Below are 12550 nucleotides of genomic sequence, written 5' to 3' on the forward strand. Positions count from 1 at the left end.
GCGAAACTCGCCCTTCTGTTGGTGGGTTACGGCTTCGCCTAATCCACCCTACTTCGGCGTCCCCTCGCGCTTCTCCAGCGCGGCGGCGATCCGCTCCAGGTTGACATTCATGCGACGGGATTCCGCAACCTGCTGTTCATACAGCTCGATCAAGGTCGCGCCGGACGATCCACGCGCGCGCATTCCGGCCGAACGCGAAAACCAGAACCACAGGCCGATCAGCACCAGGAACGGCAGCCACGAGATCGCCAGGTCGATCCATTTGTCCATCTAAAACGTCTCCGGTTACACCACCTGTCCGCAAGCGAGAGCATTTGATGGCATAGCGCTATTCACCACGCAATCTCAGATTGATTTCGATCGATAAATGCACGATCGTTCGGATGCGTCACCCTGAGCGGCGCATGACGCATTGGCCTTCGGCCCACGATGACGGGAGCGCCCATTTGAGCGAGATCGCGGAGCCAGCCAAGTTTCACTTCACCTTCAGGGTAACCGAAGCAGATGGCACGATTTTCCGGCAACTCCTCATCAAGAATACCAAGCCCTACCTCAGCAAGCTTGCGCTGAGAGGGATCCCTCTCCTCGCCTTCACCGTCATCCTTGTCCCGACGATCACCGCCCAGTATTTCGACAAGCTGCCGCTCTCCGCGGTGCTGATGACGGAACTGTCGTTTGCCGTCGGATATCTGGCGGCGGTGGCAGGCCTCCTCTTCGCGACCCGCCGCATGCAGCGAGACCTGTTCAAACATACGCGAAGCGCACGCGAGCTGTTCGATTGCAGTTTTGACGATTCCGGCGTCACCGTCGGCAAGGGCACGCTGGTGAGCCGGATGACCTGGGACGCGATATCGGCCGTCGAGGATATCGGCATCATCGTCGCCTTCTGGTATGACCCGACCCAGGGCTTTTTCCTGCCGTATCATGTCTTCAAGGACGATGCCTCGCGCATCGCGTTTTCGACGTGGGCAAAGGAGCGTGCGCGCGATGCGGCATCGGTTCGGCCCGCGGCGGCGCCGATTTAGCGGGCTTCGACCGCGCTCCCTTCGGGTCCCTGGCGCCGCAGAAAAGCTCCAAACGCGCGCGGGCCGTCACCGACCTTGATGTCGGCCACGACCTTGAGCTCGACGGCGTCGATGATGCTGAGCGTGTTGCTCTCCCAATTCGCCACGATGATGCGCCTGGCATCAGACGTCGCCGCGATCCCTTCCGGATAGTCGCCCACGGCGATGCGCTTGATCGGCGCCAGCGTGGCGAGATCGAACACCGTGACGGTGCCGCCATACTGATCGGTGATGAAGCCGCGGCCCTGGGCCAGCGCCACCGCATAGGGGCGCAATCCGGATTTCACCCGCCCGATCTCGCTGAGGTCGGCGAGATCGATCACCGACACGTCGTTCGATCCGACATTGGCGGTGTAGGCTCGCCTGCCCTCCGCATCGATGGTGACGCCGAACGGACGATTGCCGACCTTGATGACGGCCCGCCGTACGCGGCTCGCGGTATCGATGACGGAGACGCTGTCGTCGTCGCGGTCCGCCGACAGCAGGAACCGGCCGTCCGGGGTCACCGCGAGGCCCGACGGCGATGCGCCGACCGCGATGCTGGCGATCACGCGCTGCGCCTGCGGATCGATCACCCGCACCGCCGCGGCATACCAGTCGGCGACATAGACCGCGGTACCATCCGGCGCCACCGCGACACCGAGCGGACCGCCGCCGACGTCGATCCTGCCGGTGACCTGGCGCGTGGCCGCATCGATCACCGTGAGCGCCCTGGCGTCGGGGCTCGTCACATAGGCGAAGCGACCATCCGGCGTAACGGCGACACCCGCGGGCCTGCCGCCAATCGCGATGGTTGCGATGGCTTGCGCGGTCGCGAGGTCGACGACCGTCAGGTTGTCGCTGAGCTGATTGGTGACGAAAGCTTCCTCGGCTCGTGCTTGCCCGGCACAGGCCTCCACGAACCAGGCCACGCCGATGCTGGCGACCGCAGCCGCCAGAACCATGGCCCGCACGCTCAGCTTCCGCTCTCGATTTTCTTCTTGAGTGCCGTGAGGCCCACGCGATAAAGCCCGCTCACCGCACTCACGGCCGCCTCGTCGTTCAGCTCCGGCGGCGGATCGTTGAGTGGAAAGCCGCGATAGAACGCGCCCGCCCACTCCAGGACGGCGCCCTTGCCGTCGGCGCGTGATGACACCGTCAGCGTGGAGGAGTAGTTGGTGACCGGCAGCACCTTCACGTCGACGGCGGTGATCCGGTAGGAATAGGTCATCTTCTCGGCGTCGTACTTGTAGAGTTCCTCATCAACGGTCGCGCCTGGCGTCAGCGTCAACCGCCGCGTCGCCCCGATCTCGTTGCCCTTCTCGCCTTCGGTCTTGCTGACCGACTGCAGCCAGCCCATGTCCTGGAAATTTCCGATCATGGCCCACACCGTGGCCGGCGGCGCGTTGATCTCGATCGATTCCCGTACCTTCTGGCGGGTCGGCCCATGCGCCCACGCAGCTCCCAACATGGCCAGTGCCGCCACCACGCTACAGACCTTTGCGATCCCCCTCATCTCGTCTCCTCGTTTGTTATGGGTCCGCGCGCATAGCGCGCGCCGTAACCACCCTTGGACGAAGGGAAGATGTATTTCTTGCCCCAGAGAGAATTTCTTGCCCCAGAGCGAAGTGGCTGATGCCATCTAGCGCATGGTCGTGCCCGGAATCCCGGGGCTGGCTTCCGCCTTCGCTCTCCGAGCTACAGCGGGCGCTCAAGCCGCCTACGGCTTCACTCCTCGATCGCCGCCTGCACAAACCCGTCGGGATCCTCGCAGAACTCGCGCATGACCTTGTAGTGGTCGGTCTCCCGCACCGTGACTTGCTCTAGCCCATATTTCGACAGCCGCAGCAGCCGCGCCTGCGGATACGCCATCAGCATGGGCGAATGCGTGGCCATGATCACCTGACAAATGCGGGACTCGTCCATGCGCCGGAGCAATTTCAGAAACTCGATCTGCCGCGATGGCGATAGCGCCGACTCCGGCTCGTCGAAAATGAAGATGCCCTGCCGCTGACAGCGCTCTTCAAAGAAGCGCAAAAAGCCCTCGCCATGAGAGTGCGACAGGAAATCGGGCGGCGGGCCTCCTCCCAGCGGATATTTCTGGGCCATCTCGTCCAGATGTCGCGCGACCGAGAAGAAGCTTTCGGCGCGGAAGAACCAGCCATTGGTGATTTTGGGCAGCCAGCTGGCACGCAACGCCTTCGACAGTTGGCCGCCCATTTTCTCCAACGCCCATGAATGATCGACCGTCACATAGCCTTTGCCACCGCCAGCTTCGTCGTATCCGGCAAGCACGGCAATCCCTTCCAATAGGGTGGATTTGCCGGTCCCGTTTTCGCCAACGATGATGGTAACGGCGCGGTCCAACTCCAGTTCGAATTCACCCTGCAGGAACGGCAGGCAAAACGGATACGCTGCAGGGTCAGAGACCTCCGCCGGATTGAGCCAGATCCGCCGCAGATACGGCGCCGGCAGGTTGATCGGGCGACTGCGTCTCGAGGCCATGCCCACTCCGTTCCGGCGATCACTCAGCGATCGCGCCTTCGACAAACCCCGCCGGATCGGCGCAGAATTCCCGCAGCACCCTATAATGATCGGTCTGCTCAACCGTTACCTGCTCCAGGCCGTACTTCGACAACCGCAACAGCTGTGCGCCCGGATACGCCATCAGGACAGGCGAATGCGTGGTCATGATGACCTGACAGTTGCCCGACGTATCCATCCGCCGCATCAGTTTCAGGAATTCCATTTGGCGCGCCGGCGACAGCGCCGATTCCGGCTCATCGAAAATGAAGATGCCCTGGCGCTGACAACGCTCCTCGAAAAAGCACATGAAGCCCTCGCCGTGCGAGTAGGAGAGAAAATCCGCTGAAGGGCTGCCAGACTCGTCGAGATATCTGGCGACGGAAAAGAAACTCTCGGCCCGGAAGAACCACCCGTAGGTAATCTTCGGCAGCCAGCTCGCCCCGAGAGCCGACGACAGCTCCCCGCCCATGACCTCCCTGGCGTTGGAATGATCGACCGGCCGGTAACCTTTGCCGCCGCCGGCCTCGTCAAAGCCGGCCAGCACGGCGATCCCTTCTAGCAGCGTCGATTTGCCGGCGCCGTTCTCGCCGACGATGATGGTGATGGCCTGTTCGAATTCAAGCTCGAAGCCGTCGATCAGGAACGGCAGGCAAAACGGATAGGCCGCGGGGTCAGAAACCTCGGCGGGATTGAGCCAGACCCGCCGGAGATACGGCGCCGGCAGGTTGATGGTCCGGTTGCGTCGTGAGGCCATGGGCAAATTTCCGCTACAACCATGGAATGTATCCGGCCGAATATGAATGGAGCAAGCCATATAGCTATCTTGCCCGACGGGCAAATCATGCCAGATCTAGGTCAATCCGCCGACGTAAAAAGATTCCCATTGACCCGTCGGGCAAATCAGATGTCTAACGCCGCCCGTCTCCCGCGATGAGAGCAACTGTGCTGAAGTAGACCGGTGATCGGCTGGCCTCAAGGCTGGCGCGAGGCGCGCCCCCGCCTTCGGCGGCTTACGGCCTTGACGCCGTCCGCTCCCCCGGTCTGTTGGCTAGGCATGCGCTCGGTCGAGGACCGAGCGCGGTGAAGTGCGCTCGCTCAATTCAGTGCGTAACGGCTGGGATCCCATTTCTGCCGGCGTGCGATCATTGTGTTGAGGATGATGATCAGCTTTCGCATGCAGGCGACGAGCGCAACCTTCGGCTCCTTCCCCTTGGCAAGTAGCCGTTGATAGTAGGCCTTGAAGACAGGATTGTTCTGTGTGGCCGCGCCGAGGCACGGCATGTAGAGGGCGTTTCGGACCCAACGGCGGCCGCCCTTGATGTGGCGTTCGCCGCGGCGCTTTCCGCTATCATCGTCATAAGGGGCAACGCCTAACAACGCCGCGGCGATCTCGTCGCTCACTTGCCCAAGCTCCGGCATTCCAGCAATGAGGTTCGCTGAGCTCGTTTCGGCAAAGCCCGGCACGCTCTCGACGATCTCGGCGCGTTCGGCAAGATGAGGTGTGGCCCTGACCTGGGCCGAGATCGCGACTTCGAGCTTGGCAATTTCCTCGAGCAAGCTCTTCAAGATACGGGTCCGCGCTTTCCGAGCCTGTCCTGGTGCAGCATGCTCGTTTTGAGCTTCCAGTCGTATCTTGAGATCGACCAGATTGAGACGAGCTTTCACCAGCGCCTGCAGCTCTTCGCGCGCGGCATCGTGCACTTGGCCCGGCGCCTCGCTGAACGTCTCTGCGAACCAAGCGATCATCTCTGCATCAATCGTATCGTTCTTGGCCAGGCGTCCGGCCGACTGCGCAAAGCTGCGGACTCGCTTGGGGTCGACGATCCGTACGGCGATGCCGGCCAGGCGGAGCACCTTCCCCCAATCGCGCTCATAGCCGCCGCTGGCCTCCATCACCGCCCTGTTCACCTTGTGCTTGCGAAGCCAGGCAACCAGCTTGCGATGACCCTGGGCAGTGCTCGGATACGTCTGCCGCAGCGCCAACTCGCGAATGCACGCATCGACCTTGTCCTTTGCTACATCGATGCCGACGACAACGAGACCATTTTGTGCCATCATCCACTCCCTTCCTTGCTCGGTACGGGCTCAACGGCCCTTGCAACTGTTCGGGTTGAGGAAGACACCGGAGCTGTCCCTCGCTCTCATACAGGCTCTGCCGCTTTGGGGCGTAACGGGCTCAGTTCCAGCAACGGGCGGTTCTGATTCAACCGCCCGTTCGCACATTCTGCCAGTTTTTGCCGACACAAGGGGCGCTCGCGATCGTCACGAACGTGCGGTGAGATGCGGTGGACGCAGGGTCACGACTGACGAGCGTGGCGTTTGCGTACGGCGAAATCGTTTGGGTCCGACGCCCCGGTGCTGGCGTCAAGTTCGAAGGCGGCTAACGTTGCCCGAGAGCGATGGTGGCAAGAAAGCCGGTCACCAGGACGATCTCGTATAAGCCGCAAAGCCATTGCGCAGGGAAGGCCGGAGGCTCTCCGCTGAACCTGTATGCTCGTGGGCACATTCTTGTTTGCAGACACGGACATGAGACCGCGGGTGCAGCGCGCATCCGGTCTTCCCTGCGCCCTCTATTTTTCGAGGGCAAGGTTATCCAGCAAAACTCCGGGCGCATGGCGCCGCGAGAATGCGAACACATGTCTCACCACGTCATTGCGAGGAGCGAAGCGACGCGGCAATCCATCTTGCCGCACAAAGAAAGACTGGATTGCTTCGCTGCGTTCGCAATGACGTAGATAGGTCGTTACGTGAAGTCGACTATTCTCGGGCTACGACCGCCCCCCGCCCTCAGAGTACCTCGAGCACCAGCTCCATCGTCATCAGCACGGGATTGTCCCCGCGCATCAAACAGCCCTCGGCGATGCCGCCGAGATAATCCACCAGCGCGACCTCGAGCGTCGCTTCCAGCTTGCCGTCCGCGTTCGGCGCGATCTCGCCGGAGCGGATCGCGAGCTCGGTCGCGAACGGCACGATCCTGCGGCCATCGGTAAAATGCGCGCCGATGGTGCTGCCGACGCCGCCGTGCAGGCGGGCGTGAAAGATGCCGCGCTGCCGGCAGAAATTTTCCAGCGCCGCGGCAAAATCCTGGTTCGGCCGCAACCGCAGCGCAAAGGCGCGGCTCTCGCTATTGCTGTTGGTCGTCGCCCACGAAACTGGCCCGAACAATTTGAAATTGGTCTCGCTGTCGGGCTCCGCCGTAAACATGGCGCCGTCGATCCCGAATGCGTCGACCTTAAACGGTTCGGCGACAAAACTCTCCTCGGGCAGGATGTGGCCGCCATGCAGGACGCCGCCGGTCTCGGTCCACAGGCCGTGGCAATGAAAGAACGGTGCGCCGTCGCGCTGGCCGAGCGTCATCGCCGCACATTTCAGCCGGGTGATCCCTGCGGGGCGAAAGGTGTCGCTGTAGAACGCGGCGTTGGCGCCGGTTTTCGACAGCGCCGGCATCACATAGGCGAGCGGACCGAGCGCCCCTGCCCCCATGCTCAGCACGCCGCCGGCAAAGCCTGCCTCGGCAAAGCCGCGGCGCGCGGCTTCCAGCAGCGGCAGGCCGGCTTCGAGCGTGAACGAAAACGCGCGTCCGCGCGCCTCGACCCACTGAATCCGCTCAGTTACCGGCGCGCCCGGCTGGGCGATGCTGCGCATGCCTCAGGTGCCTGTCTTGGAAACGAGGTCGAGCTGTCCCCGCGCCTCGAGTTCGTCACGCACCAAGCGCTTCGGAATCTTGCCGTAGCCGGACTTCGGCAACGCTTCCCAGAAGAAGAACCGCTTCGGCATCTTGTAGCGGGACACCTTCGGCAACAGGAACGCGGCCAGCTCCGCCTCGCTTACCGCGGCAGCGCCCTCGCGCGCGACGCAGACGGCGACACCGACCTCGCCCCAGAACGGGTCAGGCACGCCGAGCACCGCGACTTCGCCGATCGCGGGATGGGTCAGGATCTTTTCCTCGACCTCGCGCGGATAGATGTTCGATCCGCCGGAAATGTACATGTCGGAGGCGCGGCCGGTGATGTAGACAAAACCCTCCGCGTCCATGTGGCCGAGATCGCCGGTGCGGAACCAGCCGTCGCGGAACGCCTTCGCGTTGGCCTCGGGGTTGTCGTAATAGCCGGCGAACACGCCGGGACCGATGACGCAGATCTCGCCGGTCTCGAAGGCCTTAAGTTCGCTGCCGTCGTCGCCCTGGATCGAGACCTGCATGCCGGTGCGCTCGAAACCGCAGGTGCCGATCCGCGCCGTGGGGCTGTCCTCGGGGTCGTGCAGGTTGGGCGGCAGCACGGTGATGTTGCCGGTAACCTCGCCGAGGCCGAAATACTGCACCAGCACCGAGCCGAGCTTGCTGAGCGCGGCCTTCTGGTCCTCGCGGTACATCGGCGCGCCGGCATAGATGATGAAGCGCAGCGAGGAGTGATCGTATTTGTCGACCGCGGGATGCTCGACCATCATCTTCAGAATTGTCGGCACCGTAAAAATGTTGCTGACGCGATGGAGCTCGATCAGGCGGAACGCCTCGGCGATGTCGAATTTTTCCGACGGCAGCAGAATGGTCGGCACGCCGCGCGCGGTCTGCACCAGTTGGTGGACGCCGGCGCCATGCGACAGCGGCGCGACCACCAACGAGGCGTCCGCTTCCGTGGTGCCCGGCATCAGGTCTGCGAGATGATTGGTGATGACGAACGCCATCTGGCCGTGGGTCAGCACCGCCGCCTTGGAACGTCCGGTCGTGCCGGAGGTGAAGAAGAACCAGCAGGGATCGTCGTAATCGACGGTCGTATTCTCGACCTTGGTGCCGGCGTGCGCCGCGATCGCCTCGGTCACGGAAGTTTCGCCGAAACTGCCCTCGCCGATCCGCCAGACGAATTCGAGCGCGGGATTATCAGCGGCCTTGGCGTGATCGGGAAAATCGCCGTGGCACAGGAACGCCTTGGCGCCGGAGGCGGAGGCGAGATAGGCGACCTCGTCCGGCATCAGGCGGAAATTGGTGGGCACCCAGACCGCGCCGAGGCGAAAGGCCGCGAACATCGACCAGAACATCTCGTCGCCGTTTTTGGAATGAACCAGGATGCGGTCGCCCTTGCCGACGCCGCGTGCGGCCAGGGCCGCCGCCAGCGCCGAGACGGCCGCGTCGATCTCGCGCCAGGTCCAGGATTTGTCGCCCCAGATGAAGCCGGGGCGATCGCCGTGGCGCCTTGCGTTCTGGGTCAGGAGATAAGCGAGGTTCATCACCCGGCGCGACATCCGCGCCAGTCCCCCGCGCGGGGCAGTGGCGGCGGAAGCGCCGCTCACCGGCGTCCCATCCATACGCCGGCTGCCAGCAGCACCAGGCCGGCAACACCGGCGACGATGCCATGCTTGGCGTGGATCCGATTCACACCCGCTTCATGGCCGGGAAAGAAGCCCGGCAACTGGTCGGCCGGCATCACGAAATAAACGGCGGCGACAATCAGCAGGACGATGCCAAGCACGGTCAGGACGAGCTTCATGAGGTTTCCTCTTCAACGCAGACGGGGGCTGTTGGTCGCCCCGGGGCCAAGCTTTGACAAAGGTTTATCGCCATCGCACAGGCTTCGGCAAGAGCCGCGGGACCACCGTCAATTCGGCCTCCCGAACGCGAGCGGCGCAATGGCTTGTAACGGCTTATAGACTGCGATGCGCGGCTGGATCATGGTGATTCGGCAAAATGCGTCGCCGGGAGAACGTCATGTCCAATGAAAAAGGTCCCAACATTAAGAAGAAGCAGAAATGCAAGAATTGCGAAGGCAAGGGCCTGGTGAAAAAGGGCAACAATGTCGTCAAATGCCAGCGCTGCAAGGGCACCGGCGTGCGCTGAACGCCGACGGATCCGATCAGGGAAATGCCATGATAACCCGTCGAGCGTTGATCGTGTCAGGTGCGACCGGCCTGCTGGCGTCAGCTCTATCGCCATCGGCTTTCGCTGCGCCGCCCTCGCCGGCCGATCCGGCCGGCATCGTCACCGCCATCTACGCCCGCGCGGCCAAGGGCAAAGGCGACGGCGGCGGCGCGTTCATCATCGAGAACAAGGCCGCCAAGGCGAAATACCTGTCAAAATCGCTGGTCGCGCTCTGGGGCAAGGCCGACGCCCATACGCCGAAGGGCGACGTCGGGCCGATCGATTTCGATCCCGTCACCAATTCGCAAGAGCCGGACGTGAAGTCGTTCAAGGTGGCGACTGAAAAACAGGAGGCCGACAAGGCCACCCTCGCGGTCACGATCGAAGGCCGCAACGCGCCCGCGCGCAAGCCCGCCGACCGGACCATCCGCTACGAGTTCGTCCGCGACGGCGCCGCGTGGAAGATCGACGACATCAGGGGCGCCAGCGACGGCGAGCCATGGTCGATCCGGGCCATGCTCGCCGCGTCGCTCAAGAACTAGAGGCCGCTATTGCGGATGCCTGGTGAGTTCCTGATCGCTCAGGCGCCAGTCCTGCCACAGTTGTAGCGCGCCCAGCAGGACCACGATCCCGCCGAGAGCTGCATGCCAGACCCTGAGAAACTCGTCCCCGGAATAGCCGAAGATGAGCGGCGACGCGATCAGCCACAGGCCGAGTGCGATTTCCGCCACCTCCTCCCAGCGCTGCAATGCGACATATTCGAGCTGGGCGAGGCCAAATACCAGCATGCCCACCACAAACGTGTTGAGGATCATGACGCTGCGTTCGGCGTTCATGACGTCATGCGTGGGCTGCAGGGGAAACCATGGCGACACCACGATCAGCGCGCCGAGGAGCATGCCAAACCAGTCCTCCCACGGGCGATGCGTACTGAAGAAACGAGAGTCCGACATAGGTAACCTCCCTTGAAAAAGAGGCATACGTCAGCGGCCCACGATCAAACACATTCCGATATCGAACCAGATCCGGCCGCATCGGGGCGTATGTCTTCCTCAAGACGTAGGCACGCCGGGATCGCTTGCAAGACGCGACCCGCCGGATTCTGTGCAGGAAGGCGGCCTGGCGGCAGGCCAGCCCTACAGCGCCCCGAGTTGCTGCAGGCCGTCGTGCGCGGTACGAAGGCCGGGGTTGATCTCGAGCGCTTTGCGGAAGTCGGAGATCGCGCCCTTGGCGTCGCCGAGCCGCATCCTGGCCTGGCCGCGATTGTTCCACGAATCGGCATCGGCCGGGTCGTATTGCAACGCCTTGTCGTAGTCGGCCAGGCCGGCTTTGTTGTCGCCCTGGTAGAGCCGGATCAGGCCGCGATTGCGCCAGCCTCGCGCGTCGGTCGGCGCGATCCTGGCCGCCTCGCCGTAATCGGCGGCGGCGCGGTCGAGCTGTTCGGTGTCGCGGTAGACATTGCCGCGGTTGATATAGGCCAGCACACCGGGCTTGAGTTTGATCTCGGTCGAGTAGTCGGCCAGCGCGCGGGTCATATCGCGCTTGCGATAATAGGCAAAACCACGATTGCCATAGGCGATCGCCAGCGACGGATCGCATTTGATGGCGGTAGAGAAATCAGCCAGCGCACGATCGAGGTCGCCCTTGTTGAACCAGGCGTCGCCGCGGTTATTGTAGGCCAGCGCAAAGCCCGGATCGATCCGGATCGCCTCGTCGTAGTCGGCCATCGCGCTGTCGAAATCGCGCTTGAGGGCATGGACGCGGCCGCGGTTGCTGTAAGCGCAGGCGTAGGTCGGATCGAGCCGGATCGCTTCATCGAGGTCGGACATCGCGGAATCGAAATCGCGCTTCTCGGTCAGGCCGTGGCCGCGGCTGCAATAGGCGGCGGCGAGCTTTTTGCCGGTCTCGCCCTTGGCATCGATCACCGCGCTGCAGGCAATCACCCGGTCATTGGGGGCTGTAGCCGCGCCGATGCAGGTCTGCCAGTTCGGGTCGCCTTCGGCGGACGCGGCCGGCGGCTGTGCGAGTATCACGGCGGCGCCCAACAACGACGCGGTCAGGTGGGGCAAATGGCGCATGGATCAAAAGTCCTGGTGAGCAAATTTCACCGTTCGTCGCCGGTTTGCATCGCCGGGTTCACGCGCTTAAATGAACGGGGTTAAATCATTTGAACGCGTGATCTGGGGAACGCCCGCATGGCCGCCGTCCGTGACAACAAGGCTCAAAATCGCTTCGAACTCGACGTCGAAGGCGCGGTCGCGTTCGCAAATTACCGAGTGACGCCATCAGCCGTCATCATTACCCATACCGAGACACCGCGCTCGCTTCGCGGCCGCGGCATCGCCTCGGAACTGGTCAAGGGCGCGCTGGAGCTGATCCGGGCGGACGGGCGGAAGGTCGTGGCGGGATGTTCGTTTGTCGTGGACTACCTCGCGAAACACCCTGAGGTCGCGGATTTGACGGCGTAGCCTTATCGAGATCCTCCGGGTCGCAGTCCTCATCCGGTTCGGTGTCCGAGAGATCCTTGACCGGTATTCCAAGGGCCACCGAAAGCTCGTTGGCCAGATCGGTCGCATCCTTCAGCGTTCTGAAGAATGCGATCATGGTCGTCCGGTGATCCCTCGGTCGCACCAGGTTGACATTGAAGATGTCGCGGTCGGGACCGGTCTTGTTCTGCTCCAGGAGGTCTTCCCAGGTGATCGTGATCAGCGAGACATGCGAGAGGTCAAAGCTCCTGGGGATGCTGAACAGCCTGTAATCGTAGGACTTCGTCACCCTGCCCTGCGCCTTGTCGATCACCAGCGAGTTTCGAATCAAAAATCCCATCAGGCCGGGCACGCCGATCAGCAGGCCCAGCACGAGGCAAATGATCTGGCCGGCCAGCAACTCGCTCTCATTCGCGCCGCCGATCACATCGCCGATCGACAGAACGAAAATGCGAAGGAGATAGCCGGAGGCGAGCAGCAGCGGCAGCATCAATAGCCGCGACAGCCACGGAACGTCCTGCCGGATGCTGAGAAGGTCGCCGGAACGCTCGATGTGGCTTGCCAAGATGGGGATCCTCGGGATGTCGGGGATTGCGGAGCGGATCGCGGCCCGTGCCTGACAGGCATCGACCGCGCCGCCGCGC

General features: G+C 63.1%; 16 protein-coding genes. 4 read left to right on the forward strand and 12 right to left on the reverse strand.

Annotation, left to right across the window (positions count from 1 at the left end):
• Positions 1-48: 48 nt before the first annotated feature.
• A complete protein-coding gene (locus BLS26_RS00670) occupies positions 49-270 on the reverse strand; it encodes a hypothetical protein (protein ID WP_092507532.1) in 222 nt (73 codons plus the stop codon).
• Positions 271-446: 176 nt separating this feature from the next.
• Here BLS26_RS00670 and BLS26_RS00675 point away from each other — a divergent pair, with 176 nt between their 5' ends.
• Complete coding sequence (locus tag BLS26_RS00675) at positions 447-1025, forward strand: hypothetical protein (protein ID WP_157676241.1); 579 nt, start codon at positions 447-449, stop codon at positions 1023-1025.
• Here the strand turns inward: BLS26_RS00675 and BLS26_RS00680 are convergent.
• The 8 genes from BLS26_RS00680 to BLS26_RS00715 all read right to left on the reverse strand — a co-directional run bounded on the left by BLS26_RS00680 (position 1022) and on the right by BLS26_RS00715 (position 9052).
• On the reverse strand, positions 1022-2017 hold the full coding sequence (locus BLS26_RS00680) for a cytochrome D1 domain-containing protein (RefSeq protein ID WP_157676242.1): 996 nt from the start codon (positions 2015-2017) through the stop codon (positions 1022-1024). The genes BLS26_RS00675 and BLS26_RS00680 overlap by 4 nt on opposite strands.
• Positions 2018-2019: 2 nt before the next feature.
• The gene (locus tag BLS26_RS00685) at positions 2020-2559 is read right to left on the reverse strand and encodes an SRPBCC family protein (protein WP_092507538.1); all 540 of its coding nucleotides are present in this window, start codon (positions 2557-2559) and stop codon (positions 2020-2022) included.
• Positions 2560-2771: 212 nt separating this feature from the next.
• A complete protein-coding gene (locus BLS26_RS00690; RefSeq protein ID WP_092507540.1) occupies positions 2772-3548 on the reverse strand; it encodes an AAA family ATPase in 777 nt (258 codons plus the stop codon).
• A 19-nt stretch (positions 3549-3567) separates the two neighbouring features.
• On the reverse strand, positions 3568-4323 hold the full coding sequence (locus tag BLS26_RS00695; protein ID WP_092507542.1) for an AAA family ATPase: 756 nt from the start codon (positions 4321-4323) through the stop codon (positions 3568-3570).
• Positions 4324-4664: 341 nt separating this feature from the next.
• Positions 4665-5627, reverse strand: a complete 963-nt coding sequence (locus BLS26_RS00700) for an IS110 family transposase (RefSeq protein ID WP_091976312.1) — start codon at positions 5625-5627, stop codon at positions 4665-4667.
• 729 nt (positions 5628-6356) lie between these two features.
• Positions 6357-7214, reverse strand: a complete 858-nt coding sequence (locus tag BLS26_RS00705; RefSeq protein ID WP_092507544.1) for a PCC domain-containing protein — start codon at positions 7212-7214, stop codon at positions 6357-6359.
• Positions 7215-7217: 3 nt separating this feature from the next.
• Positions 7218-8807: an acyl-CoA synthetase gene (locus BLS26_RS00710; protein ID WP_244542059.1), complete on the reverse strand. Its 1590-nt coding sequence runs from the start codon at positions 8805-8807 to the stop codon at positions 7218-7220.
• Positions 8808-8851: 44 nt separating this feature from the next.
• A complete protein-coding gene (locus tag BLS26_RS00715; RefSeq protein ID WP_092507548.1) occupies positions 8852-9052 on the reverse strand; it encodes a hypothetical protein in 201 nt (66 codons plus the stop codon).
• Between the two features lie 218 nt (positions 9053-9270).
• Between BLS26_RS00715 and BLS26_RS37005 the strand changes: the two genes are divergently transcribed.
• Positions 9271-9399, forward strand: a complete 129-nt coding sequence (locus BLS26_RS37005; RefSeq protein ID WP_256385900.1) for a hypothetical protein — start codon at positions 9271-9273, stop codon at positions 9397-9399.
• A 29-nt stretch (positions 9400-9428) separates the two neighbouring features.
• Positions 9429-9962 carry a DUF3828 domain-containing protein gene (locus BLS26_RS00720; protein WP_092507550.1) on the forward strand — a complete coding sequence of 178 codons (534 nt, stop codon included), beginning with the start codon at positions 9429-9431 and terminating at the stop codon, positions 9960-9962.
• A 6-nt stretch (positions 9963-9968) separates the two neighbouring features.
• On the opposite strand, the gene BLS26_RS00725 is transcribed toward BLS26_RS00720, so the two are convergent.
• Positions 9969-10373 (reverse strand): SPW repeat protein, encoded by a 405-nt coding sequence (locus tag BLS26_RS00725; RefSeq protein ID WP_092507552.1) that lies wholly within the window; start codon positions 10371-10373, stop codon positions 9969-9971.
• 183 nt (positions 10374-10556) lie between these two features.
• Positions 10557-11498: a tetratricopeptide repeat protein gene (locus BLS26_RS00730; protein ID WP_092507554.1), complete on the reverse strand. Its 942-nt coding sequence runs from the start codon at positions 11496-11498 to the stop codon at positions 10557-10559.
• Positions 11499-11615: 117 nt separating this feature from the next.
• Here BLS26_RS00730 and BLS26_RS00735 point away from each other — a divergent pair, with 117 nt between their 5' ends.
• Entirely contained in the window at positions 11616-11888 is a 273-nt protein-coding gene (locus BLS26_RS00735) for a GNAT family N-acetyltransferase (protein WP_092507556.1), read from the forward strand.
• Here the strand turns inward: BLS26_RS00735 and BLS26_RS35420 are convergent.
• On the reverse strand, positions 11776-12471 hold the full coding sequence (locus BLS26_RS35420; RefSeq protein ID WP_157676243.1) for a hypothetical protein: 696 nt from the start codon (positions 12469-12471) through the stop codon (positions 11776-11778). The genes BLS26_RS00735 and BLS26_RS35420 overlap by 113 nt on opposite strands.
• Positions 12472-12550: the final 79 nt, after the last annotated feature.

This window comes from Afipia sp. GAS231, assembly GCF_900103365.1.
Lineage (GTDB): Bacteria > Pseudomonadota > Alphaproteobacteria > Rhizobiales > Xanthobacteraceae > Bradyrhizobium.

Bases quoted from the DNA above. Each gene is read 5' to 3' on its own strand.
- BLS26_RS00670 (WP_092507532.1), bottom strand. From the start codon at position 270: ATGGACAAATGGATCGACCTGGCGATCTCGTGGCTGCCGTTCCTGGTG.
- BLS26_RS00685 (WP_092507538.1), bottom strand. From the start codon at position 2,559: ATGAGGGGGATCGCAAAGGTCTGTAGCGTGGTGGCGGCACTGGCCATG.
- BLS26_RS00690 (WP_092507540.1), bottom strand. From the start codon at position 3,548: ATGGCCTCGAGACGCAGTCGCCCGATCAACCTGCCGGCGCCGTATCTG.
- BLS26_RS00695 (WP_092507542.1), bottom strand. From the start codon at position 4,323: ATGGCCTCACGACGCAACCGGACCATCAACCTGCCGGCGCCGTATCTC.
- BLS26_RS00700 (WP_091976312.1), bottom strand. From the start codon at position 5,627: ATGATGGCACAAAATGGTCTCGTTGTCGTCGGCATCGATGTAGCAAAG.
- BLS26_RS00705 (WP_092507544.1), bottom strand. From the start codon at position 7,214: ATGCGCAGCATCGCCCAGCCGGGCGCGCCGGTAACTGAGCGGATTCAG.
- BLS26_RS00710 (WP_244542059.1), bottom strand. From the start codon at position 8,807: ATGTCGCGCCGGGTGATGAACCTCGCTTATCTCCTGACCCAGAACGCA.
- BLS26_RS00715 (WP_092507548.1), bottom strand. From the start codon at position 9,052: ATGAAGCTCGTCCTGACCGTGCTTGGCATCGTCCTGCTGATTGTCGCC.
- BLS26_RS37005 (WP_256385900.1), top strand. From the start codon at position 9,271: ATGTCCAATGAAAAAGGTCCCAACATTAAGAAGAAGCAGAAATGCAAG.
- BLS26_RS00720 (WP_092507550.1), top strand. From the start codon at position 9,429: ATGATAACCCGTCGAGCGTTGATCGTGTCAGGTGCGACCGGCCTGCTG.
- BLS26_RS00725 (WP_092507552.1), bottom strand. From the start codon at position 10,373: ATGTCGGACTCTCGTTTCTTCAGTACGCATCGCCCGTGGGAGGACTGG.
- BLS26_RS00730 (WP_092507554.1), bottom strand. From the start codon at position 11,498: ATGCGCCATTTGCCCCACCTGACCGCGTCGTTGTTGGGCGCCGCCGTG.
- BLS26_RS00735 (WP_092507556.1), top strand. From the start codon at position 11,616: ATGGCCGCCGTCCGTGACAACAAGGCTCAAAATCGCTTCGAACTCGAC.